Genomic DNA, 22,330 nt, shown 5'->3' on the forward strand with positions numbered 1-22,330 from the left:
CAGGAAATCCGGCGGCTCGCCCTGAAGCTCGCGCAGCGCCAACTGCCCGTCGCGCGTATCCTTAAATGGTCAACATTCAGACGGGCTCATCAGGCCGCAGCAAGACACGCCCACCTTAAAAAACTGCAACTGTAGTGTTAGGCACGCTCTTGCATGGGATCGAGGCGGGCAAAAATATGCGCTGCGAAGAGCGTCCCCCGCGCATCGGCGAGCTTGGGGTTGTGAAAGTAAGCGCCGTGACCTGGGGGAAATTCGATCCAGGTCAATCGAAGACCCTGCCATCGGATTACAACCCGACAGAGAAGGCCCGGATCTGCGAGGGTGATCTTTTAATTTCCCGTGCCAATACGCTCGAACTGGTCGGCGCGGTAGTGTTGGTCGACATCCAGCCTGAAGGACTCTTTCTCAGCGATAAAATTCTCCGCCTAATTGTGGACGAGGAAGCAAAGAAGTGGGTGATGTGGTTCTTGCGATCTCCGCATGGGCGTAAGCAGATCGAAGAACTCGCGACGGGTAACCAGCTTTCCATGCGCAATATCAGTCAGGATGCTCTTCGCTCCATTACGCTGCCACTCCCAGCCCAGGGCATTAGACGTCAGCTGATCAATCGACTGGAAGCCGCCTTCGCCCGTGCCGACCGCCTGGAAGCCGAAGCCGCAAGGAGCCGAAAACTTCTGGACCGCCTAGAAGCGGCCATTCTCGCCAAGGCATTCCGGGGCGAGCTGGTCCCCCAGGACCCGAACGACGAGCCGGCCAGCGCGCTGCTGGACCGCATCCGCGCCCAGCGGGCCGGAGCGCCCGTGTCCAAGCGCGGGCGTCGTGCCAAGGCAGAGCCGGCGGCGGCGTAAGCCATACTAACCCAGCTAATATAGGCGCTTCTGCCAAGCGGATAAGGGTAGCCGGCGCTGGCCGACTACCCTTTGGGGCCCGGCGGCGAGCCGGAATGCTGGCCGCCCTTGACCGAGGCAGACCGAAAGTCACAGGGGACATAGGGGGCATCGGAATCCCTATGCCCCCTATGTCCCCTGTGCGCTCAGCAGGCGGCGTGGCCGAGGGTGTTCGCCGGGCAATTTTTGGGGGCTTATCTTACCTTGGCTCTGTGGCACCGGGGACCGCAGCTTGATGAGGCAACTCGTCGATGGAGTACGGCCGCGGCCCTGGCTTGAACAGTACTCCGCGCGGCCCAGTCCGCCGTAATGGGCGCACTGGGCCGCGAGGTATCATGATCGATGTGGATCGGCCCCCTCTGAAGGGTTAGCTTTCCATAGTAGATCGAAAACCCTATCTTGCGTGAGCTCGCCAGCCTAAAAACCTTTGGTTTCCCAAGCGACGTCGCCGCCGCGCGGGGCGTACCGGATGCCGTACGCGTCGGTGGATAGCGCACGTCGGTCCGAATTTTGTAGGGTCTTTTGGTCCCCGTTGTGCAGTGTCCCGAGGTGGGCGGCCAGCGGGGCGCAGGCAGCCGGGAGCTTGGCAAGCGCGAGCTCCATCGCGTGATAAAGGGCCTCTCGCTGTTTATGGCTCGGTGAGGTCGTACGCTGGCTCTTGATCCGTAGATCGGCTATCCACTTTTTGACCTGTCGCTCCTCTTCCTCGAGGCTGGCCTGGCGCTCCTTGGAGAACGCCCCCTTGGACGCGCTCCTCTTTCTCATCATGTCTGCGATCCAATTGCACTCGTTCGCATCGAATACTGGTGCCGATGCGCCATTGGAGATCGTGTGTGAGAAGTCGTCAAATGATAACTGAAGGTCATCATTTGTGCCGTTGCCGTATTCCGGTAGGGGGGTGAGCTGCCGGAATTCCGGCGAGGCGTTCGAGATCGATCTTACTTTTCCAGTGCGTAAGACATAATCGGTTTCTGCGTCGAGATCGAGCCAGGCGATCGATTGGCCGGGATTGCTTATGAGCAGGACGAGCGCGGCTACTCCTTTTGTCATCTTGAGCGTGGTTCTGACACCGCCGAACTCGATTTCGAGCTGGGGGGGCATGCCGTTCCTGAGTGGGCGCAGAACGCCCTTGGATGCGGGCAGGGTAACCGACATCTTCAGCAGCTCGGCCTCTAAAAGCTCGGCGTCGACTTCAATCTCTTTATATTCGAACGAGCAATCTGCGCCAACGTCCCCGTAGCACTGCAGGCGATTGTGCGCATAGTCGGGAATAGAGGCGGACCCGGGTGGATCGCCGTCCCAGGTATTGTTCGCGATCGGCACCGGCTCTTGTGTAAAAGCCCCAACGCTGCCTGATCTCTGCATTCGTACGCACCCTCGTGCCGGCACGTCTCCGGCCGTCATGAGCTGCATCAGTACTAGGTGAGCGGTTCCTAACGCTGCGTCGCCCCGCCGTAAGGCCTTTCGGCTCCGCACGATTTTTGAAGGTGGGTCGGCTGGACCGAGATACTCACCTGCGGACGAGGTTGAGCCAGGCGGTCGCTTCGCCCCGCGCCTGTTCTTCCGCTCTTCGTAAACCTTGACTCCCGGGATGCGCACCAAAACCTGTACGAGTTCATCTTGTTCTGGCGTGCGAAATTCTTCGCCCCTACCGCCATTCGATGCTCCGAGTTGCGCCCGTTCTAGGATGAACACGCGTTCTAGGGCGGCGCTTAGCTTGATCCAGCGCCGTGCCTCTGCCTGCACATGGCCGTCTTGTGGGTCTTCCTGGGTCAACTGCTCCTCGCTTCGGTCTGTTGGAGCATCGCCGCTCGATTTGCGACGCCGGCGTTTCAATAGCGAATTCCGACCAGCGCCTCCAGCGCAGTGATGGCGGCGGACGACGAATTTTCCCTCACGCTTAACCTTTGTGGGCAGCAGCCGCACAGCATCAAGGAGGTTAATTGTGGAAGATCATCGGATAAAGTTTTTACCGCCCATCGAAAGCGGTGGGCACGAGGAAGCATTGCATGCTCCCTATGCTCCCTATGCTCCCGTTGCTGAGGAGCAGGTGAGCGACCAGGTCGATGCAACTGCAGCGGATAGCCACCGCGCTATCGGGCTCGGCCAGGTGAGCTTGCCGAACGGGGATGAAGCGCCCGCCAAGATACCCTTCCTGGTCGACACAAAAGACCAGCCGGGTACCGCGACGCGTCTGATGAACTCGATCGGCGAACTGAAGGACATCTACGTGCGCGCCGGCTCGCCGGTGATGCTGGTGCTGGAGAGGCGCTCGGGCCGGATGCGGGTGGTCGAGTTGGCGGTCAACAGCTTGGTTATGCTCACCCATGAGCATTTCCAGCCGTACGTCAAGAAGCTGCGCCGTGGTGGGTGGGAGGCGGAAGAAGTCACGCTTCCGGAACGGGTGGCGCGGCTGAGCCTTTCGCCGTCGGTTGTAGCTGAGCTGCGGCCGTTGGCCGGAATCACCAGCACACCGCTTCTGGCTGCGGACGGGACGATCCGTGCAGGCCAGGGTTACGATAACGAATCAGGGATGTTCCTCGACGCTATTCCTGAGGTCAACGTCCCGAACCGCGCCACGCGGCGCCTGGTAGAGGCCGCCTTGCGGCGACTGCGGAAGCGCATCAGTTTCTTTCCGTTTGCCAACGCGGAACGGATTGCGGTCGCGGACTCCGCGGAAGGGGCGGTCAATCCCGACCTACCGGCGGGCGCTGACGAAAGCGGCGTCCTCATTGCGGCGGCAACCGCGATCTGCAGGCAGAGCCTGCGGCTCGTGCCGGGCGTAGCCATCATCGCGCCTTACGTCTCCGGTGCCGGTGCCGGCAAGGGCCTGCTTGCCCGCTTCATCGGTGAAGTTGCCCACGGTGAAGCGCCCCGCGCGCTGACCCCGGGCCACAGCGCGGAAGAATTGGACAAGCGCGTGTCCGCCGAGCTGATGACGGGAAGTCCGATGGTCTTCCTCGATAACGTGAACGCGACAGACTTGCGATCGAACGTGATGGCCTCTGCCATCACGGAAAATCCAGCCAGGGTGAGGCGCCTCGGATATAGCGAGATGGTCGACCTGAACCATTTCGCCTTCTTCTGCGTCACAGGCAACGGCCTGACCCTCACCGAGGACCTGCGGCGGCGGTTCCTGCAAGTGAGGCTTGAGCCGGGACAGGAACGCCCCGAAGGGCGCAACTTCACGGGTGATTTCCTCGAAGAAGTGAAGCGCGACCGGGCGGAAATCTTGTCGGATTTCCTCACCATCATCCTATGGGGTCAACAGAACCCTGAGGAAGTACCTGCAGGAAAACCGTTGGGAAGCTTCAGCGAATGGGCGCGGCTGTGCCGCGATCCGTTCGTCGCCCTCGGCTGCGCTGACCCCGTCGAGGCAATGGAGCAGCGTAGCCATCTCGATCCGCTCCGCCAGGAAATCTGCGAGTTTTTCGAGCTGTGGTGGCGGCACCATGGCGAGAGCTTGGTGGAATCCGGCGCGCTGCACGAGGCCGTAAGATCGTTTCTTAACCCGTACGGACGGCCGCGCCAGTATGTGGCGCGAGAACTCGCCCGCCTGGACGGCACGATCAATAATGGCCTGAAGTTCGAAGCCCTGCCCAAAACGGGCAAATGGTCGCCCATAAAGTACAAGATGACCAAAATCGGACCCTTCATCGATGATGGCGGGCCCGTGGGGGATGGTGATGACAATCGTAGCTTCGTTGGATTGGGTGAGGCCGCGAAGCCACGCCCGCCGTCGCAGGCAGCCCAGGGGCCGGTGCGCCGTGCGCGCGCCATCAGCCCCGCCCCGGTCATCACCACCACGGAAACCCAGCCCGGCAACATCGAGCCGGCTGTTGAAAAGAAGCTTGAAGAAATCTAGACACAGCCACAATGCAGCCAAGCCGGCAATCTGCCGGCTTGGCACACGCAGGCCTCCGCCACATCGGTAGGTCTGCGCGCCGCAACAGCTCCTTCAACTAGCCGGATTTCATGGTCATGCTCACATCTGTGGGCAAATTCCAACCTCAACTAAAGCCCTGCCGCGGACCGGCAGGGCTTTTTCTATTTGGAGATCGTGATGACCGAGACCAGAGAAAAAGATTTGGCCGCGCCGCTGCACCACCATGCGGCGGGCTGCGACCTGCCGCGCTATGTCTCGAAAATTCGCTTCGCCGAGGCGCTGGCACGCGGCGATGATCCGCTGCACGTGCTGCCTTACTTCGCTGATGCCGGCGTGAAAATCACCAGCCTGGAGGGTGTGTTTGCTGCCTGCAACGATCCTGCCGAGGAGGAACTCGAAGCCTATCGGGTGGAGGAAGGTGTCGCCGTGCATGTTGCGATTGATGATCAGTGGCTCGTGTTTACGCGATGATGAGAACAAGCATGGCAAGCGCCAAGGCCGAGATTGGCGACGGTGGCGTTGGTCGCGGGCGCCGCGACACCGTGGTGCAGCGCGTGGCCAGCGGCGGCCGGCTCGTGTCCTTTATCGCTGTCGATCTAATTCCCGGTCGGCCCCTACGCCTATGGGGTGCGCTGGTTGAGACCGGGGATTCCGCGGGCGGCGGTGCACATGGCATTGAGGGCACAGGGGGCACAGAGCCAAGCGGTGGTGCCTTCATTCGCCTCGGCCTGCTCGGTGTCAATGACGGTTGGTCCGTGACCCAACTGCTGGCGGTGGCACAAGCCCGCTTTGTCGTCGAATTCGCTCGCGTTGGCGCGCCGGAGGTGGAGGCCATTATCCGCTGCCTGGAGCGCGCCGCCGCGGTGCACCGGGAGGCCCTGGACGATGAGCCGGTGCTGCCGGTGGCGTTCGAGGCCGTACCCTGTGGAGCAGAATCGGCATCCGTCCCATGGACGGTGGCGCGCGCTGGGTTGTTTACCATCGCCCTGTGCCCCGATGCAGAAGGGCGGGGTGAGGGCATCACCCCGGGGCAACTTTTGGTGCTGATCGATCTGGCGTTGTCCGCCTGGCTGCCGGTCACACCATGGCGGCGCCGGGCGTGGGAGGCGCGGCGCGCGGTGCGGGAGGCCCTAGCCATCGAAGCCAATCGCGTGGCGGCGTAATCCCTCAAGCACACGTGATTCACTTGCTCTGGCCGCTGGTCCGGGCGTTCATCCCATCAATTCCATCCTCAGCAGAAAGCCCAGCCCTCACCGGCGGGGCTTTCTGCGCTTTGGAACCCGCTAACATGCAGAAAGATGTGGAAACCCTGGAGGCGCTGCTGGAGCGCTGCCTTGAAAGAGTGGAGCGAAAGGGCGCCGTATCTACGGCATCCTTGGCCCTGCCGGAACGCCATCCGGGAAGTTTTCGCCGCGGAAAGCCTCCGCGTGCGGATCGTCCGGGATGACGTTCGAAAAAGTTGAAACGCCGACGCGAATGCCACGTGGGCCTTGTCCGCCTAGTGCTTCCACGCGAGCGCAAAGCCGATCAGGCGCTGCCTGGGCAAAAAAGCCCGGGCAGGGACCACGGGGGATCTCGAAACAAATCGTCGGGTCAAACGGCGGCAGCATCGCCGCCGGCGCCCAGCACGAGAGAGAGACATCGTCCCATGGACAACAACCAGACTAGCGGCACCGAGACCATAACCGCCAAGCCCCAGGCCGAGCCGGTTCACCACCTGCTCGGCCCGAAGGAGGCTGCCGCCTACCTCGGTGCCACCGAGAAGGCCTTGGAGAACTGGCGCGGCACAGGCGCGGGGCCGGCCTTCATCAGACTGAGCCCGCGCTGCGTGCGGTACGCCCTGGAAGACCTCGACACGCACATCGCAGCGAGCCGGAAGCGCAGCACCGCCGAGGCTTGAGTCTCATAGGGGGCATTGGGGGCCTGTGCCCCCGATGACCCCCGTGTCCCTACGGCCTCGACCGAAACGCGCGGATACAAACCGCCAAAACCACTGAACGCCGCCATCAATTGCTGCCCAGGAGGCCACCGTCACTGGGGGCGCTCGGCGTTGTGCGCGATTCCCACAGACTCCCTCCCGACCACAACCAGAGAAAGGACCACCATGGCCGCTATGACCATCACCCGCACCATGCTGCGGGACCTCCCGCTGCTGCCGAAGGGGGGGACGAAATACCGCATCTTCGACGATCGGCTGGTCGGATTCATTGCCGAGCAGCGCCAAACCACGATCACCTTCTACTTCCGCTACGCCGACGCCCGCGGCCGCCGGCATGAAATCAAGCTCGGCCGGCTCGGCGACGTCACCGTGGACCAGGCCAGAAAGCGCGCGGAAAAACTCAAGGCCGAGGTCAGCCTGGGCGGCGATCCGGCGGCCGACAAGGCCAAGCTGCGCGCCATTCCCAGCGTGGAGCAGTTCGTCGCCGAACGGTATCTGCCCCATGTGCGGGAGCGCCTGCGCGCCGTCGTCAATGTTGAAGCCTATTTGCGAAAGCGGATCATTCCGGAAATAGGCCGAAAGGCGTTGGATGAGGTGACGCCGCAGGATGTCGCGGAGTTGCGCAGCAAGTTGATCGCCGAGGGCTTGGCTAACGGCACGATTAATCGGCATCTCGCAACGATCCGCGCGATGTTTAACCTGGCGCTCCGTTGGGAGCTCTACCAGGGCCGCAACCCTGCCGCCTCGCCCGGCATGCTGCGCGAGCAGCACCGAGACAAGTATCTGAGCTCGGCGGAGACACGGGCGCTGGTGAAGGCGCTCGATGCCGACAAGGATCCGGTCGCGGCGGCAGTGCTGGCCCTGCTGATCGTCACCGGCGCCCGCCGGGGCGAGGCACTGAACGCGCGCTGGGAGCATGTCGACTTCGAACGCGGGCTGCTGACCGTGCCCCGGTCAAAATCAGGCCGGCCAAGGCACATTGCGCTATCACCGATGGCGAGGGCGATTCTGCAGCGCCAGTTCGCCGTCCGCGCGTTGGCCCCGAACAACCCGTATGTCTTCCCCAGCCGCAAGCTGCCGGGTCAACCGGTCGAGGGCGTGCGTGGTGCTTGGGCGCGTGCGAAAAAGGCGGCGAAACTTCCGGAAGACCTGCGCATCCACGATCTGCGCCATTCGTTCGCGTCGGTTCTGGCTAATTCCGGGACGCCTCTGAACGAGATCGGTGCGTTGCTGGGGCACAGCCAGCTTTCCACCAGTTCTCGATATTCTCATCACTCACCGCAGCGCCTGATCGACACGGCGACGGTTGCCTCACGGGCGTGGAACCTCGTGCCAGAGCCGGACGCCGCATAGGCCGGCCGGGCCCGTCGCCGGCAAAAAAGAAGGTGCCCTTCCGGGGGCACCTTCTTTTTTTGCACTCGCTCAACGTCAGATTGCCTAACAGGCCGTCCGATCACGCTACGAGGTCCGTTTCGATCTGCTTGTAGCGGAGGCTGGTCCTTTTCCGGATGCCTTCGATATCCGTTACCTCGATCTGGTGGGTGAGGTCTCGCCGCATGGTGTCTTGGCCCGAGAGGTGAACGATTCCCACCGGGCGGTTGGGGAAGAAATACTCGACGACGTTTCTGGTCTTCGAATCGATGCGCCAGGGGCCCATGTAATTGTACCATTGCGACATCAAATTGACCGGCTGCCCGTCCTCGTAGATGACGAGGGACAGGGCCAGCTGGTCCGATGTGAATATCTTGCCCTTTTTCAGAATGGTCGATTGCCACGCTTGCAACAGGTCCCAGTGCGGGGCGTTGACCTTCAACGCGAACACGCCGGCGTTCAGGGCGGCTTTGGCCGAGAGGTTTCTCCGCACCTTCCACGGCAGCCGGGCGTGGTTGGCGCTCTTGTAGAGAAAGGACCGAATCTGGGCGAGGCCGGGCATGATCCACCGTATCGGAACCTGATCGATGAGGAAGCGGCCGGCCTCGGGAACGATCGCCAGGTGCCCCGTGGCGGCCGCGTCGAATAGAAGTTCAATGGCCCGAAAATCCTGAACCCAAGCGTCGGCATCGATCCAGAGGACGGTGTCGTAGCGACTGAAGAGTCGATTGAGCCACAGCTTCGAAACGTTGACGACCAGGTTACGACGTTTTTCCAGGTCCTTTTCGGAGACATAGGCGGGAACGTACGGGGCGACGACGTGGATGCCCTGGCGGTCGAGCGCGACCTTCTGGTCCACGGTCAGGCCGCCGTCGATGATGGCGATCGGCAGCCGGTGGCCGTCTTCGTGCCGTCGGATCGAATCGATCAGTTCGAGTGTGACCTGGAAATACGTGTCGTCGCTGCCGCTCACTATGATCTTTGACATTATCTTCTCACCCCGGCCGCGGAGATGTCCCGGGATCGCTCCGAAAGAATGTCATTTCGGCACGCCATGACCATCGCCAACCCAACGACTAACCAAACTATCATGGGACCATAGTGCGTGGATTAATGGTCTTCAAGCCGACCATCCAATCCGAATGGACGCGCGAGCTTTGGTGGCACGAAATATCAGGCGGCTCAGGGTCATGCGGGGCGTCTCGCAGGAGGCCTTCGCCGTGGACGCGGGGATAGACCGGACCTATGTCAGCCGGCTGGAGCGCGGCCTGGAGAATCCCACCGTCGCCGTTCTGGAGCGGATCGCTCTGGCCCTGGAAGCGGACATCACCGAACTATTCGTCGTCCCGAAGACGAACGACGGCCCCCCGCCGCCGTTGAAGAGCGGCAGGAAAAAGGCCGACTAACTCTCCCCGGCGTAATAGGACGCCCCTCCAGATGCATGTGATGCGATCGCTCAGAGATTGAGCATCCCATCAATCAGACCCCAGCCCCGCCAGGGCTGGGGTCTTTGCATTTGGAGCCATGAAACATGGACAAGGCACCCGAAACGCTGCGCGCGCTGCTACGGCGCTACGCCGGCGAGAACGACGAACCGCGCGACGTGCCGCGCGTCCGCTTCGACGAGGCGGTGAGGCAGGGCGACGATCCGCTCCACATCCTGCCCTACCTGGCGAGCCTCGGCATCGCGGTCGAGACAATGGATGACCTCCTGCGGATCAACCGCGACGGCACCGAGGAGGAGATCAGCGCCTTCCGGGTCGCCGAGGGCATAGCCGTGGTCATTTCGAGCGACGCCATATGGCAGTTGTTCGAGCCGGGGGCACGCCAGTGATCGACCTCGACCCGCGCGAGGTCATCGCGACCCGGCACGCGACCGACGGGCGCTTCGTGATCTTCTCCTCGGCCGGCGTGACGGTCGGCTGGTCCCTGCCGTTCTGGGGCGTGATCGCCGACACCGGAAGCGACGGGCACGGCCTGCTGGTCCGGCTCGACGCCATGGTGGCCTGCGACGGCTGGACCGTGCCGCAGCTCCTGGGCATCGTGCGGGCGCGGTTGGTCGCCGAGCGGGAGCGGTCCCCCGACGTGACCACCGAGGCGGCGCTCGCCTGCCTGGGCAGCGCGCTCGACGTCTACAAGGACGTCCCCGCATCCGGGTCTTCGCCCGTCAGCTTCGAGCCGGGCGATCCTGCCTCGCCCTATCCCTGGACGGTCGCGCGGTGCGGCCCGTTCGCGCTGCCCTTGTGCCCCGATCCCGAAAGCCGGGGAGAGGGGATCACGCCCGAGCAACTGCTGATCGTCCTCGACCAAATGCTGTTCGAATGGTCCCGGGAGGCGCCGTACATCCGGCGCGTCTGGACGCTGCGCAGGGCAGTGAAGGGCGCCCTGGCGGCGGAGGTGGCGCGGGTTCAGGCCACCCGTGCCGGGTCGTCGGCAGCCGGTCCTTCTGACTGAGCCAGACGAAGTAACGCCAACGCAAACGTAGTGCTGCGCCTGATGGGTTTCGGCCCGTCAGGTGCGCTCGCATGCCGCCAGCGCCGCAGCATTCCACACAGAGGAGACATTCCCCATGGCCACCAAGGCCGAAAAAATACATGCGCTGATCCATGCGGCCGCCGCGTCCTGCGCCGCCGTGGGCGGCGGGCTCGCCCAGGCGCCGGGCACCGACACCGCCGTGATCACGCCCATCCAGGTCGCCATGATCGTCGCCATCGGCGCCGAGCACTGCACGTCGATCGGCAAGACCGCGGCGGCCGAGCTGATCCTGCCGTTCTCCGCCGCGGCCCTCGGCCGGGGGCTAAGCCAGTGTCTCCTCGGCTGGATCCCGGGCCTCGGCAACGCCATCAACGCCGTCACCGCGGCCGCCCTGACGGAGGCGATCGGATGGGCGGCGAATGCTTATTTCGCCGAGCAAGCAGCCAGCGGGCGTGTTCTAAGCGCGGGGCGCCACCATGAATGACCATGAGGTAGAGATCGTGGTCGGCGGTGGCGCGGCGCACCGCCGCGCAGACGTTGCCGACCATGTCGCGCTGACACTGATGTCCGCCGGCGCGACGGTGGACTTTTCCGCGAGGCCGCGGCGGCCGGTGCCCCCAGGTCAGACGTTGTGCGGCGTGCGCGCGGTCGTCCGCATGGGTGACACGGCGCAGCCGCACATGCCGCCCGGCCCGGAGCAGAAAAGTTTCGACGCGCCCACTGCGGTCCGAATCGCCATCGGCGTGGTCTTGCTGCTAGCCCTGTTCGGTGGGGAACTGCGTCTGAATTTTTGGCTGCGGTTGGATGCTATCATCGTGGCGGCGGTCCTCTGGTGGTTTTGGCGGTGCCGTCGGAGGGGTACCGCGATGATGCCGTAGGCGGCAGCGTGATGATGATGGGAGAGGCGTATGTGTGCCTCTCCCATCACTCACCTTTTTTCTCGCTGCCGGCCGGATCGTGGCGGTAACTCGCCTAACGCTTGTTAGGAATCCCGCCAGAGCCGCTCGCACCGGTGTGCCAAGAGCGAGCCGTTCGGCCTGGCGCTGATGTGGCACGCCGAAGTCTTTCCACATCCGTAAAAAGTGATAGGTTCTCATCAAAATAGAGTGCGTTCAGTGAACTGCGTCTGGGGGACTAGTGCTTCAGGAAATCAAGATTGCGGGGGAGGCAAGCTATTCGAGGGAAGGCGAGAGGCTCGTTTCTCTGAGGCCGATCAATTTCATCTTCGGCACAAACGGTGTCGGCAAGACGACGATCTCCCGCGTCATCAACGATCCTGACTCTTATGCCTCCTGTGTCTTGACGTGGAAGGGAGGGCGGCCGCTTGCCTGTCTCGTCTACAATAGCGATTTTGTGGCGCGTAACTTCGCGCCGCAACTCCCCGGAATTTTCACCCTAGGCGAGGCCGCGAGCGACACGCTAGACAAGATCGACAAGGCCAAACGCAGGGTTAAAGACCTTGAGGATGACATTGCACAGCTAAAGGGCACACTCGGCTCGGCGGAGGCTTCGTCCGGAAAGAGGGGAGTGCTACGGTCGCTGCGCGCCCAGTTAGAGGCGGACTGCTGGAAGATCAAGGGCCAACACGATCCCCACTTTAAGGATGCCTTCACCGGCGTCCGAAACTCACAGACGAAGTTCTGCGACAAGGTGCTTGCCGAGCTGGCATCCAACATGGCCGAGCTCGTCGACCTCGAAGAGCTAAAGCTCAAGGCTGCGACGCTGTTCCAAGAGGGACTTGAGCGCCACGCCGCCATCCCCATGATTGAGGCGGCCGATCTGCTGGCGGCCGAACGCGCGCCCGTGCTCGCGAAAAAGGTGGTCGGCAAGGAAGATGTCGATGTTGCCGCCCTGATCCGGCGGCTTGGCAACAGCGACTGGGTCAGGCAGGGGCTGCCCTATCTCGGTCAGGGCTCCCAATGTCCGTTCTGTCAGCAGGAGGTTGAGGCGCAGCTTGCCGCGCGGCTGAACGATTATTTCGACGAAACCTATCTCAACGACTTGGCAGCGATCTCCAGCGCGCTTGAGACATACGAGGCCCTCGCCGACACGACCTTGAAGAAGCTCAGCGAGATCATCGCCTTCGACAGTCGTCACCTCGACCGGGACCTTCTGCGGGCGGATGTCGATCGGCTAGAAGCTCGCCTCGCGGTGAACAAGCGCTTGCTCGAAGCCAAGAAGCGGGAGCCGAGCGCACCCATGAGGCTGGAGCCGCTGGCAGACTTGGCGGAGCCGGTCATCGCGAGGGTCGCGGCCGCAAATATCTCAATTGCCACGCATAACGCGCTCGTAGACAACCTCGCCGCCGAGCGTAGGACCCTCATCGCCCAAGTCTGGAAGTGTTTGCTCAACGAGAACAGCGCGACGATCGAGAAGTACAGGGTGGAGAAAAGCGCGCTCGACAAGGCCGTGCAGAAACTGACGGAGGGGATCACAGCGAAAGACGGCCAGCTGCTTGCCGCAACCCTGGAGCTGCGCGAGCTCGAAAAAAGCGTCACCAGCGTTCAACCGACGGTAACCGCGATCAACGCCTTGTTGGCCTCGTTTGGCTTTTCCGGCTTCAAGCTCAGAACGGCGGGCGAGCGCGACCATCTTTATGAGATCGTCCGCGACGACGGCAATAACGCGGCGGCGACGCTGAGCGAGGGCGAGAAAAGCTTCGTCTGCTTCCTCTATTTCTATCACCTGCTGCGCGGAAGTGTGTCGGAGTCGGCTGTCACTTCCGACCGGATCGTCGTGTTCGACGACCCGGTGTCAAGCCTCGACAGCGACGTGCTGTTCATTGTCAGCTCCTTGATCAAGCGCGTGCTCAAGGAGGCCGGCGATGGCACCGGCCAGGTCAAGCAAGCCTTCCTGTTGACCCACAACATCTACTTTCACAAGGAGGTGTCGTTCGATCCCAACCGGGGGGCGGAATGCAGAGCGCACGAGACGTTTTGGATTGTCCGCAAGGTCGAAGGCGTCTCAAAGATCGACGGCTACAATTACAACCCGATCAAGACCTCATACGAACTGCTCTGGGCGGAAGTGCGGAACCCGAACCGGTCGAACATGACCATCCAGAATACCCTCAGGCGCATCATCGAGAACTATTTCAAGATCTTTGGCAATGTCGACACGGACGACATTACCGGGAAATTCGAGGGCAAGGACCAGCAGGTCTGCGCGTCACTCTTCTCCTGGGTGAATGACGGATCACACAACGCCCACGACGATCTTTACATCTCGGCCGACGACAGCGTGGTGAGCCGCTATCTCGACGTGTTCCGCCGCATTTTCGAGAAGACGGATCATCGAGGGCACTACAGGATGATGATGGGGTTTCAGGGGGCCGCCGGTCCCGCTGAGGATGCGGTCGCCGTTGCGCTGGAGGTGACCGCCTGACCCTGGTGTGGTTAGCCAGACACGTGGAATCCCACCGGACAATCTACGGTGAAATTGGACCAACTGGGGGAATACGGTGGGACGGCCAAAAACCAAAACAGGCCGGTCGTCGCCGACCGGCCCGTTTGTGCTTGATTTTTAAGGAATTTCGTGGCGCGCCCGAAGAGATTCGAACTCCTGACCCTCAGATTCGTAGTCTGATGCTCTATCCAGCTGAGCTACGGGCGCGTCGTGGGCGGGGATGTAACCGAACCGTCGCGGTCAGGCAACCCCGCCCGGCAAATTAATTCGCCGCGAGTTCCGCGAGCAGCGCATCGCCCATCTCCGCGGTGGAGATCGTGGCGCGGCCGGGAGCAGAAATGTCCGGTGTGCGGCCGGCTTTGGCCAGCACGCGCTCCACGGCGGCCTCGATCGCCGTGGCTTGTGCCTCCATGTCGAAGGAGTAGCGCAGCAGCAGAGCCAGGCTCAGGATCTGCGCCAGCGGGTTGGCGAGGCCTTTGCCGGCGATGTCCGGGGCGGAACCGTGGATCGGCTCGTAGAAGGCCTGGCGGCGCCCTTGAGCGTCGGCGGCGCCCAGCGTGGCGGACGGGAGCATGCCGAGCGAGCCGGTAAGCATTGCCGCGAGGTCGGACAGGACGTCGCCGAACAGGTTGCCGGTGACGATCACGTCGAACTGCTTGGGGTTCTTCGCCAGCTGCATGGCGCAGTTATCGGCGTACATGTGGGTCAGCTGCACGTCCGGGTATTCGGCCTTTTGCAGCGCCGTCATCACCTGGCGCCAGAGCAGGCCGCTCTCCATCACATTGGCCTTCTCGACGCTGCACACGCGGCCCTCGCGCTTGCGCGCGAGCTCGAAGGCGACGCGGCCGACGCGCTCGATCTCGTGCGTGCTGTAGACCTCGGTATTTACGCCGCGCTGGGACCCATCAGGCAGAGTCTCGATGCCGCGGGGCTCGCCGAAATAGATGCCGCCGATCAGCTCGCGGACGATCATGATGTCCAGCCCGCGCACGAGTTCAGGCTTGAGCGAGGAGGCTTCGGCCAGGGCGTCGAACACTTTCGCCGGGCGCAGGTTGGCGAACACGCCGAGGTCCTTGCGCAGGCGCAGCAGCCCGGCCTCGGGCCGGGTCTCGAACGGCACGGAATCCCATTTCGGGCCGCCGACCGAGCCGAACAGCACGGCGTCGGCGGCGAGGGCTTTCGCGACGGTGGCGTCGGTCACCGGCACGCCATGCGCGTCGATCGCGGCGCCGCCGACCAGGTCCTCGGTGATCGCGAATTTTACGCCGTTTCGGGTCTGCACCCAGTCCAGCACGCGCTTGGCCTGCGCCATCACCTCCGGGCCGATCCCGTCGCCGGGGAGGAGGAGCAAGGTCTTGGTGGTGGTCATGAAATCAAACTCCGTGGATGGACGGCTGCCAGGGCTCTTCCCTCGCGCGGCGTGCTTCAAAAGTGTCGATGGCGGGGGCGTGGGCCATGGTCAGGCCGATATCGTCGAGCGCGTTGAGCAAGCAGTGCTTGCGGAACGGCTCCACCGGGAAGGGGATTTTGCTCCCGTCCGGGCGCACCACCACCTGGTTTTCCAGGTCGACGGTGAGGCGGGCATTGGTGCCGAGCTTGGCGTCGTCCATCAGCTGCGCGCAGATTTCCTTCGGCAGCACGACCGGCAGGATGCCGTTCTTGAAGCAGTTGTTGAAGAAGATGTCAGCGAAGCTCGGCGCGATGACGCAGCGTATGCCGAAATCCAGCAGCGCCCAGGGGGCGTGCTCGCGCGAGGAGCCGCAGCCGAAATTCTCGCCGGCGATGAGGATTTCTGCTCGGCGGTATTGCGGCTGGTTGAGAACGAAGTCGGGTTTTTCGGCACCGGTTTCGTCATAGCGCAGGTTAGAGAACAGGCTGACGCCAAGGCCACTGCGCTTGATGGTCTTGAGGAAGCGCGCCGGGATGATCTTGTCGGTGTCGACATTCTCCAGGTTGAGCGGCGCCGCGATCGCGGTGAGTTCGGTGAATTTCTGCATCAGACCAGCTCCCTGACATCGATGAGTGCGCCGGTGACGGCGGCGGCGGCGGCCATGGCGGGGGAGAGCAGGTGGGTGCGCCCGCCCGGTCCCTGACGGCCTTCGAAATTACGGTTGGAGGTGCTGGCACAGCGCTGGCCGGGCTTGAGCTTGTCCGGGTTCATGCCGAGGCACATAGAGCAACCCGCCTCGCGCCATTCGAAGCCGGCGTCGCGGAAAATGCGGTCCAGCCCTTCGCTCTCGGCCTGCGCCTTGACCAGGCCCGAGCCCGGCACCACCAGAGCGCGGACGCTCTCGGCCACGCGGCGGCCTTCCACCACTTTCGCGGCGGCGCGCAGATCCTCGATGCGCGAATTGGTGCAGGAGCCGATGAACACCACGTCGATCTTCGTGCCGGCCAGCTTCTGGCCGGGCGCGAGGTCCATGTATTGCAGCATCTGCACCATCTGCGCGCGGCGGCCCTCATCGGGCTCGGCCGCCGGGTCGGGCACCGCGCCAGTGATCGGCACGATCGCCCCGGGGTTGGTGCCCCAGCTCACCTGCGGGATGATCTCGGCGGCGTTCAGCACCACGACCTTGTCGTACTGCGCGCCCTCGTCGCTCGGCAGCGTCTTCCAGTATTCGACGGCGCGATCAAAATCCTCGCCTTTCGGGGCATAGGGGCGGCCCTTCACATAGGCGAAGGTGGTCGCATCCGGCGCCACCAGACCGGCGCGGGCGCCGGCCTCGATGCTCATGTTGCAGATCGTCATGCGCCCGGCCATGTCGAGCGCGCGGATCGCCTCGCCGGCATATTCGATCACATGGCCGTTGCCGCCGGCGGTGCCGATCTTGCCGATGATGGCGAGGATGATGTCCTTGGCGACGCAGCCGGGGGGCAGCTGGCCGTCGACGCGGATCAGCATGTTCTTCGCCGGCTTCTGCAGCAGGGTCTGGGTGGCGAGCACGTGCTCCACCTCGGAGGTGCCGATGCCGAAGGCCAGCGCGCCCAGCGCGCCATGCGTGCTGGTGTGTGAATCGCCGCACACGATCGTCATGCCGGGGAGCGAAATACCTTGTTCGGGGCCAATGATGTGCACGATGCCCTGGCGCGCATCGGTCACGGGGATATAGGGCACGCCGAACGTGGCGACGTTGTCCTCCAGCGTGTCGACCTGCAGCCGGCTTTCCGGCTCGTCGATGCCCTGGCTGCGGTCCTCGGTCGGCACATTATGGTCGGCGACGGCGATGGTCGCGTCGACCCGGCGCACCTTGCGGCCGGCGAGGCGGAGACCTTCGAAAGCCTGGGGACTGGTGACCTCGTGCACGAGATGGCGGTCGATATAAAGGACGCAGGTGCCGTCCTCCATGCGCTCCACCACATGTGCATCCCAGATCTTGTCGAACAGAGTTCGTGCCATCGCTGCTGTGCCTCCTTGAGTAAAAGGAAGGCCAGGGGGACGCTGTCCCCCTGGACCCCCTGCCAACGGCGGCGCCGTTGGATCCGCAAAAAAGTTATGGAGGCGGGGGCCGCACGGGCGTTGGAACGCTCGGGCCCCCGCCTCCATAACCCTTAACTAATGGGTTCTAAGGGCTGAGCCCTTAGCGGGGGTGGAGGGGGCAGAGCCCCCTCCATACTTGCTTACTCCGCAGCAGGCGCTGCGGTCTCAACCTCGCGGGCCTTCTCGGCGATGCGGGCGGATTTGCCGCGGCGGCCGCGCAGGTAATAGAGCTTGGCGCGGCGCACATCGCCACGGCGCATCACGTGGATTTCCGCGATGGTCGGCGCGTAGAGCTGGAACACGCGCTCAACGCCCTCGCCGTAGGAGATCTTGCGCACGGTGAAGCTGGAATTGATGCCGCGGTTGGACCGGGCGATGCACACGCCCTCGAACGCCTGCACGCGCGAGCGCTCACCTTCCTTGACGTTGACGCTGACGCGCACGGTGTCGCCGGGAGCGAAAGCGGGGATGGTCTTGCCCGCGGTGAGCTTGGCGATCTGTTCGGCGTCGATGGTCTGGATGGTGTTCATAACGAAAATCCTTTTCGGTAACGGTTTAGGGCGCGGGCGCGCCGGATGCAATGTATTGGTCGTAGAGGTCCGGTCTGCGGATTTTGGTGGTTTGCGCAGCGGCCGCGTGCCGCCAGGCAGCGATCGCCCGGTGGTTGCCGGAGGTCAGCGTCTCCGGCACGGCGCGCTCCGCCCAGACCGCAGGGCGGGTGTAATGCGGGTATTCCAGCAACGGGGTGGAAAAGCTCTCCTCCACCGCGCTCTCGGCCGCACCCATCACGCCCGGGAGCAGACGGATCACCGCGTCGAGCAGCACCAAAGCGGCGATTTCACCGCCGGAGAGGATGTAGTCGCCGATGCTGATCTCCTCGGCCGCGCGCGCCTCGATGACGCGCTGGTCGATGCCCTCGAAGCGGCCGCAGAGCAGGATCGCCCCCGGCCCTTCGGCGAGCTGACGCACCCGCTTCTGGGTGAGCGGCGCGCCGCGCGGGGTCAGCACGATCAGCGGACGTTCATCCGCGACCGCGCCGATCGCCGCATCCACCACATCCGGCCGCATCACCATGCCCGCCCCGCCGCCGAACGGCGTGTCATCGACGCTGCGGTGCCGCCCCAACCCGAAATCGCGAATGTCGGTGACACAAAGCGACCAGGTTTGTTCCGTCAGGGCCTTGCCGGCGAGTGATTCGCCGAGCGGGCCGGGGAACATCGCGGGGAAGATGGTGAGGATGTCGGCGCGCCAGGTCATGGAGCCACCGTCACTTCAGCCGGCGGCACAATGACGACATGGCCGGACGAAACATCCACCACGGGCACGGCGGCGCGGGTGAAGGGCACCAGCAGCGCGCCCGGCATGATCTCCAGGCTGCTGCCGCCGCCGTAATCATGCACGGCGGCGATGGTGCCGATTTCTGCGCCGCTTTCGCTCATCGCCTTCAGCCCGATCAGGTCGGCGAGGTAGAATTCTTCCTCGTCGGCGGCCGGCAGGGATGAGCGCGGGGTAAACAGCTCGGTGTTGGTGAGCGTCTCGGCCTCGTTGCGGTCGGTGATCGGGCGGTTTCCCTGGGCCGTGACCTCGCTCAACTGCGCGACATTGTCGTGCAGCCAGGCCAGGGCGAAGCGCCGGCCGTTGCGGTCCGTGAGCGGATAGCTTGCGAGGGAGTCGGACTCCTCCGCAAAGCTGTTCACGCGCACGAGACCACGCACGCCATGCGGCTTGCCGATCACGCCCATCAGGATCAACCGGTCGGTCACCTATCCTCCGTGCTTAGGCGGCGGCCTTCGCGCGCTCGGCGGCGCGCTCCTGCGCCTTCTTCTTCGGCGCTGACTTCTTCGGCTGCTCGGCATAGACGGGCATCTTGATCAGCCCGGCCTTGCCCAGGAAGCGGGCGACGCGGTCGGTGGCCTGCGCGCCGTTGGCGATCCAGTGGGTCAGGCGCTCGGTCACCAGGGTCACGCGCTCGGCATGGTCGGCCGGCAGCATCGGGTTGTAGGTGCCGACGCGCTCGATGAAGCGGCCGTCGCGCGGGCTGTTCGCATCGGCGATAACGATGTGGTAGAAAGGACGCTTCTTGGCGCCGGCACGGGCAAGGCGGATCTTAAGAGACATGAAAACTCCTGAGGTTAAAACGTAAAGGTTTCAGAACGGCCGGCGGCCGCCCTTGTGTTGCGCCATGGCGGCCTGCATCTGGCGCATCATCGCCTGCTGGCCGCCCATCTTGTTCATCCGCTTCATCATGGTCGACATGTCGTCGAACTGCTTCAGCAGCTTGTTGACCTCCTGCACCGAGGTGCCGGAGCCGGCCGCGATGCGCTTCTTGCGGCTGGCCTTGAGGATGTCGGGATTGCGCCGTTCCGCGACCGTCATCGAACCGATGATCGCGGCCTGGCGCTTGAACATGGTGGTGTCGAGATTGGCATCCTCGATCTGCTGCTTGATCTTGCCGACACCGGGCAGCATGCCGAGGATGCCGGAGAGCGAGCCCATCTTGGAAATCTGCTTGAGCTGGCTGGCATAGTCCTCAAGGTCGAACTTGCCTTTCGCCATCCTCTTGGCGAGCTTTTCGGCCTCGTCCTTGTCGATCGTCTCGGCGGCGCGTTCCACCAGCCCGACAATGTCGCCCATGCCGAGGATGCGGCCGGCAACGCGCTCGGGGTCGAAATTGTCCAGCGCGTCGAGCTTCTCGCCGAGGCCGATCAGCTTGATCGGCGCGCCGGTGACCTTGCGCATGGAGAGGGCGGCGCCGCCGCGGGAATCGCCGTCCAGCCGGGTCATGACGATGCCGGTGATGCCGAGCGCGTCGTTGAAGGCGGTGGCGGTGCTCACCGCGTCCTGGCCGGTCATGGCGTCGACCACCAGCAGGGTCTCCACCGGGTTGACCGCCTGGCGGATGGCTTTGACCTCCTCCATCAACGCGAAATCGATGGAGAGGCGGCCGGCGGTGTCGAGGATCACCACGTCGTAGATTTCGCGCCGGGCGGTATCCATGGCGCGGTTGGCGATCTGCAGCGGGGTCTGGCCCGGGATGATCGGCAGCGAGGTCACTTCCGCGCGCTGCGCCAGCTGCTCCAGCTGCAACTGCGCGGCCGGGCGCTGGGTATCCAAGCTGGCGAGCAGCACCTTTTTGCGTTCCCGCGTGCGCAGGCGCAGCGCGATCTTGCCCGAAGTGGTGGTCTTGCCGGAGCCCTGCAGCCCCACCATGAGGATCGGCAGCGGGGCAGGCGCCAGCAGGTTGAGCGGGGCGGCGGTGCCGCCGAGCGCTTCGACCATCGCGTCGTTGACGATCTTCACCACCATCTGGCCGGGCGAGACGGAGCGCAGCACTTCCGCGCCCACCGCCTTCTCCCGCACCTCGGCGATGAAATCCTTCACCACCGGCAGCGCCACGTCGGCATCCAGCAACGCCAGGCGGATCTCCCGCAGCGCTTCGGACACGTCCTCTTCGTTCAGCGCGCCACGGCGGCGCAGCCTGTCGAAAACCCCGGAAAGCTTGCCCGACAGGGAGTCGAACATGGTGCAAAAACTCCACAACGCAAAATGCGCCGTGGTGCGAACCCTCGCAGCACGGCGTTTTAGCCTGCGGGGCTCTTGCGCCGCGTAGGCGGGGAAGTCAAGCAAGCCTACTTTTTGTGAACAAAAAGTAGCAAAAAAACTTTGTTATGCTGGGCCATGGGCGTTGTCGCCGACACAGCCCATGGCCCAGCATAACAAAAATTTTTGCGCCGCTTTTTTAAAAGCGGCTGCTTTCCTATCCCTTAGACTGGGCGGCGAAAATTGCCCGGCGGCCGATGTCGCGCCGGCAGAAGCCGTCTTCCCATTCGATTGTGTCGACCGCCGCGTAGGCCCGTGTTACCGCCTCTTGCAGATCCGCACCGGTGGCGTTCACCGCCAGCACGCGACCGCCGTTTGCCAGGATGCCGCCCTGGTCTGCCATCGTTCCGGCATGGAACACGGTCACTTCCGGCAGTGCACCGGCCTCTTCCAGCCCGAAAATTTCCCCGCCGGTGGCGTAGGCGCCGGGATAGCCCTTGGAACACATCACCACCGTGGCGGAGGCGGCGTCGCGCCAGCGCAGATCCACATGCCGCAGCTCGCCCTCGGTGGCGGCCACCAGCGCCGGCAGGAGGTCCGAGCGCAGCAGCGGCAGCAGCGTCTCGCATTCCGGATCACCCCAGCGCACGTTGAACTCGATCAGTTTCGGTCCGTCCGCTTCGACCATCAGGCCCGCGAACAGGAAGCCGCGGAACGGCGTGCCGCGCCGGGCCATTTCGCTAAGTGCCGGACGGATGATCTGGGCCATCGTCGCCTCAATGACCGCAGGGCTGGCCCAGGGCGGCGGCGAAATCGCCCCCATGCCGCCGGTATTCGGCCCGGTATCGCCGTCGCCGACGCGCTTATGGTCCGCCGCGCAGCCGAGATAGAGCGCGTCCTCGCCGTCACACAGCGCGAACACGGAAATCTCCTCGCCCACCAGGCATTGCTCGATCACCAGTTCGGCGCCGGCGGCGCCAAACACCTTGTCGTCCAGGATGGACGTGACGGCTTCGTGCGCCTCGTCCAGGGTGATGGCGACGACCACGCCCTTGCCGGCCGCCAGGCCGTCCGCCTTGATCACGATCGGCGCGCCCATCGCCTCGACATAGTCGTGGGCATCTGCGGCGTCGGTGAAGGCAGCCCAAGCGGCGGTGGGGATGCCGGCGGCATCGGCTATTTCCTTGGTGAAGCGCTTGCTGCCCTCGAGCTGTGCGGCGGCCTCACTCGGTCCGCAGCAGGCGATTTTCGCCGCCGCCATCGCGTCGGTGAGCCCGGCCACCAGCGGCGCTTCCGGCCCCGGCACCACCAGATCGATTTTCTGGTCCACCGCGAATTTCACCAGGCCG

The 22,330-nt window shown here is 64.0% G+C and carries 23 protein-coding genes and 1 tRNA gene; 12 read left to right on the forward strand and 12 right to left on the reverse strand.

Annotated elements, in window-relative coordinates:
* Window positions 1-149: 149 nt before the first annotated feature.
* Window positions 150-848 (forward strand): hypothetical protein, encoded by a 699-nt coding sequence (locus VGG47_RS06590; RefSeq protein WP_331536678.1) that lies wholly within the window; start codon window positions 150-152, stop codon window positions 846-848.
* 456 nt (window positions 849-1,304) lie between these two features.
* Here the strand turns inward: VGG47_RS06590 and VGG47_RS06595 are convergent, their stop codons facing one another.
* A complete protein-coding gene (locus VGG47_RS06595; protein WP_331536680.1) occupies window positions 1,305-2,252 on the reverse strand; it encodes a hypothetical protein in 948 nt (315 codons plus the stop codon).
* Window positions 2,253-2,832: 580 nt separating this feature from the next.
* On the opposite strand from VGG47_RS06595, the gene VGG47_RS06600 reads away from it, so the two are divergent.
* From VGG47_RS06600 to VGG47_RS06620, 5 genes are all read left to right on the forward strand, one after another.
* On the forward strand, window positions 2,833-4,752 hold the full coding sequence (locus VGG47_RS06600; RefSeq protein ID WP_331536682.1) for a hypothetical protein: 1,920 nt from the start codon (window positions 2,833-2,835) through the stop codon (window positions 4,750-4,752).
* 198 nt (window positions 4,753-4,950) lie between these two features.
* Window positions 4,951-5,244, forward strand: a complete 294-nt coding sequence (locus VGG47_RS06605; RefSeq protein WP_331536684.1) for a hypothetical protein — start codon at window positions 4,951-4,953, stop codon at window positions 5,242-5,244.
* Window positions 5,241-5,936: a hypothetical protein gene (locus VGG47_RS06610; RefSeq protein ID WP_331536686.1), complete on the forward strand. Its 696-nt coding sequence runs from the start codon at window positions 5,241-5,243 to the stop codon at window positions 5,934-5,936. The genes VGG47_RS06605 and VGG47_RS06610 overlap by 4 nt, the downstream gene beginning before the upstream one ends.
* 485 nt (window positions 5,937-6,421) lie before the next feature.
* A complete protein-coding gene (locus tag VGG47_RS06615; RefSeq protein ID WP_331536688.1) occupies window positions 6,422-6,673 on the forward strand; it encodes a helix-turn-helix transcriptional regulator in 252 nt (83 codons plus the stop codon).
* Window positions 6,674-6,877: 204 nt separating this feature from the next.
* On the forward strand, window positions 6,878-8,065 hold the full coding sequence (locus tag VGG47_RS06620) for a phage integrase (protein WP_331536690.1): 1,188 nt from the start codon (window positions 6,878-6,880) through the stop codon (window positions 8,063-8,065).
* A gap of 100 nt (window positions 8,066-8,165) precedes the next feature.
* Here the strand turns inward: VGG47_RS06620 and VGG47_RS06625 are convergent, their stop codons facing one another.
* Complete coding sequence (locus tag VGG47_RS06625; RefSeq protein ID WP_331536692.1) at window positions 8,166-9,056, reverse strand: glycosyltransferase; 891 nt, start codon at window positions 9,054-9,056, stop codon at window positions 8,166-8,168.
* A gap of 187 nt (window positions 9,057-9,243) precedes the next feature.
* Between VGG47_RS06625 and VGG47_RS06630 the strand changes: the two genes are divergently transcribed.
* The 6 genes from VGG47_RS06630 to VGG47_RS06655 all read left to right on the forward strand — a co-directional run bounded on the left by VGG47_RS06630 (window position 9,244) and on the right by VGG47_RS06655 (window position 13,942).
* Window positions 9,244-9,489: a helix-turn-helix domain-containing protein gene (locus tag VGG47_RS06630; protein WP_331536694.1), complete on the forward strand. Its 246-nt coding sequence runs from the start codon at window positions 9,244-9,246 to the stop codon at window positions 9,487-9,489.
* Window positions 9,490-9,614: 125 nt separating this feature from the next.
* Window positions 9,615-9,917, forward strand: coding sequence for a hypothetical protein (locus VGG47_RS06635; protein WP_331536696.1), 303 nt, complete (start codon window positions 9,615-9,617; stop codon window positions 9,915-9,917).
* Window positions 9,914-10,537, forward strand: a complete 624-nt coding sequence (locus tag VGG47_RS06640) for a hypothetical protein (protein ID WP_331536698.1) — start codon at window positions 9,914-9,916, stop codon at window positions 10,535-10,537. The genes VGG47_RS06635 and VGG47_RS06640 overlap by 4 nt, the downstream gene beginning before the upstream one ends.
* Window positions 10,538-10,652: 115 nt before the next feature.
* Window positions 10,653-11,042, forward strand: coding sequence for a hypothetical protein (locus tag VGG47_RS06645; protein ID WP_331536701.1), 390 nt, complete (start codon window positions 10,653-10,655; stop codon window positions 11,040-11,042).
* A complete protein-coding gene (locus tag VGG47_RS06650) occupies window positions 11,035-11,436 on the forward strand; it encodes a hypothetical protein (protein WP_331536703.1) in 402 nt (133 codons plus the stop codon). Before VGG47_RS06645 ends, VGG47_RS06650 begins: the two co-directional genes overlap by 8 nt.
* Before the next feature lie 259 nt (window positions 11,437-11,695).
* Window positions 11,696-13,942 carry an AAA family ATPase gene (locus VGG47_RS06655; RefSeq protein ID WP_331536705.1) on the forward strand — a complete coding sequence of 749 codons (2,247 nt, stop codon included), beginning with the start codon at window positions 11,696-11,698 and terminating at the stop codon, window positions 13,940-13,942.
* 151 nt (window positions 13,943-14,093) lie between these two features.
* Here the strand turns inward: VGG47_RS06655 and VGG47_RS06660 are convergent.
* The 10 genes from VGG47_RS06660 to purD all read right to left on the reverse strand — a co-directional run.
* A tRNA-Arg gene (locus VGG47_RS06660) sits at window positions 14,094-14,170 on the reverse strand.
* A 55-nt stretch (window positions 14,171-14,225) separates the two neighbouring features.
* Complete coding sequence (leuB, locus tag VGG47_RS06665) at window positions 14,226-15,332, reverse strand: 3-isopropylmalate dehydrogenase (RefSeq protein WP_331536707.1); 1,107 nt, start codon at window positions 15,330-15,332, stop codon at window positions 14,226-14,228.
* 4 nt (window positions 15,333-15,336) lie between these two features.
* Complete coding sequence (gene leuD, locus VGG47_RS06670; RefSeq protein ID WP_331536709.1) at window positions 15,337-15,960, reverse strand: 3-isopropylmalate dehydratase small subunit; 624 nt, start codon at window positions 15,958-15,960, stop codon at window positions 15,337-15,339.
* Entirely contained in the window at window positions 15,960-17,360 is a 1,401-nt protein-coding gene (leuC, locus tag VGG47_RS06675; protein ID WP_331536711.1) for a 3-isopropylmalate dehydratase large subunit, read from the reverse strand. The genes leuD and leuC overlap by 1 nt, the downstream gene beginning before the upstream one ends.
* Window positions 17,361-17,581: 221 nt before the next feature.
* Window positions 17,582-17,971, reverse strand: a complete 390-nt coding sequence (gene rplS, locus VGG47_RS06680; protein ID WP_331536713.1) for a 50S ribosomal protein L19 — start codon at window positions 17,969-17,971, stop codon at window positions 17,582-17,584.
* Window positions 17,972-17,996: 25 nt separating this feature from the next.
* Window positions 17,997-18,698 (reverse strand): tRNA (guanosine(37)-N1)-methyltransferase TrmD, encoded by a 702-nt coding sequence (trmD, locus tag VGG47_RS06685; protein WP_331536715.1) that lies wholly within the window; start codon window positions 18,696-18,698, stop codon window positions 17,997-17,999.
* A complete protein-coding gene (rimM, locus tag VGG47_RS06690) occupies window positions 18,695-19,183 on the reverse strand; it encodes a ribosome maturation factor RimM (RefSeq protein ID WP_408841631.1) in 489 nt (162 codons plus the stop codon). The genes trmD and rimM overlap by 4 nt, the downstream gene beginning before the upstream one ends.
* 34 nt (window positions 19,184-19,217) lie before the next feature.
* Window positions 19,218-19,559 carry a 30S ribosomal protein S16 gene (gene rpsP / locus VGG47_RS06695; protein WP_331536719.1) on the reverse strand — a complete coding sequence of 114 codons (342 nt, stop codon included), beginning with the start codon at window positions 19,557-19,559 and terminating at the stop codon, window positions 19,218-19,220.
* Between the two features lie 30 nt (window positions 19,560-19,589).
* Window positions 19,590-20,963, reverse strand: coding sequence for a signal recognition particle protein (gene ffh, locus VGG47_RS06700; RefSeq protein ID WP_331536721.1), 1,374 nt, complete (start codon window positions 20,961-20,963; stop codon window positions 19,590-19,592).
* 235 nt (window positions 20,964-21,198) lie between these two features.
* The coding region (purD, locus tag VGG47_RS06705; RefSeq protein ID WP_331536723.1) for a phosphoribosylamine--glycine ligase at window positions 21,199-22,330 on the reverse strand (1,132 nt) is incomplete at its 5' end.

The organism is Acidocella sp. (genome assembly GCF_036489515.1).
Classification (GTDB): domain Bacteria; phylum Pseudomonadota; class Alphaproteobacteria; order Acetobacterales; family Acetobacteraceae; genus Acidocella.

What these genes read in the sequence shown, in the direction of transcription:
- leuC (WP_331536711.1), bottom strand. Translation starts at nt 17,360, where the DNA reads ATGGCACGAACTCTGTTCGACAAGATCTGGGATGCACATGTGGTGGAG.
- rpsP (WP_331536719.1), bottom strand. Translation starts at nt 19,559, where the DNA reads ATGTCTCTTAAGATCCGCCTTGCCCGTGCCGGCGCCAAGAAGCGTCCT.
- VGG47_RS06635 (WP_331536696.1), top strand. Translation starts at nt 9,615, where the DNA reads ATGGACAAGGCACCCGAAACGCTGCGCGCGCTGCTACGGCGCTACGCC.
- VGG47_RS06595 (WP_331536680.1), bottom strand. Translation starts at nt 2,252, where the DNA reads ATGCAGAGATCAGGCAGCGTTGGGGCTTTTACACAAGAGCCGGTGCCG.
- trmD (WP_331536715.1), bottom strand. Translation starts at nt 18,698, where the DNA reads ATGACCTGGCGCGCCGACATCCTCACCATCTTCCCCGCGATGTTCCCC.
- rplS (WP_331536713.1), bottom strand. Translation starts at nt 17,971, where the DNA reads ATGAACACCATCCAGACCATCGACGCCGAACAGATCGCCAAGCTCACC.
- VGG47_RS06610 (WP_331536686.1), top strand. Translation starts at nt 5,241, where the DNA reads ATGATGAGAACAAGCATGGCAAGCGCCAAGGCCGAGATTGGCGACGGT.
- VGG47_RS06615 (WP_331536688.1), top strand. Translation starts at nt 6,422, where the DNA reads ATGGACAACAACCAGACTAGCGGCACCGAGACCATAACCGCCAAGCCC.
- ffh (WP_331536721.1), bottom strand. Translation starts at nt 20,963, where the DNA reads ATGTTCGACTCCCTGTCGGGCAAGCTTTCCGGGGTTTTCGACAGGCTG.
- rimM (WP_408841631.1), bottom strand. Translation starts at nt 19,183, where the DNA reads ATGGGCGTGATCGGCAAGCCGCATGGCGTGCGTGGTCTCGTGCGCGTG.
- VGG47_RS06645 (WP_331536701.1), top strand. Translation starts at nt 10,653, where the DNA reads ATGGCCACCAAGGCCGAAAAAATACATGCGCTGATCCATGCGGCCGCC.
- leuB (WP_331536707.1), bottom strand. Translation starts at nt 15,332, where the DNA reads ATGACCACCACCAAGACCTTGCTCCTCCTCCCCGGCGACGGGATCGGC.
- VGG47_RS06620 (WP_331536690.1), top strand. Translation starts at nt 6,878, where the DNA reads ATGGCCGCTATGACCATCACCCGCACCATGCTGCGGGACCTCCCGCTG.
- VGG47_RS06605 (WP_331536684.1), top strand. Translation starts at nt 4,951, where the DNA reads ATGACCGAGACCAGAGAAAAAGATTTGGCCGCGCCGCTGCACCACCAT.
- VGG47_RS06650 (WP_331536703.1), top strand. Translation starts at nt 11,035, where the DNA reads ATGAATGACCATGAGGTAGAGATCGTGGTCGGCGGTGGCGCGGCGCAC.
- leuD (WP_331536709.1), bottom strand. Translation starts at nt 15,960, where the DNA reads ATGCAGAAATTCACCGAACTCACCGCGATCGCGGCGCCGCTCAACCTG.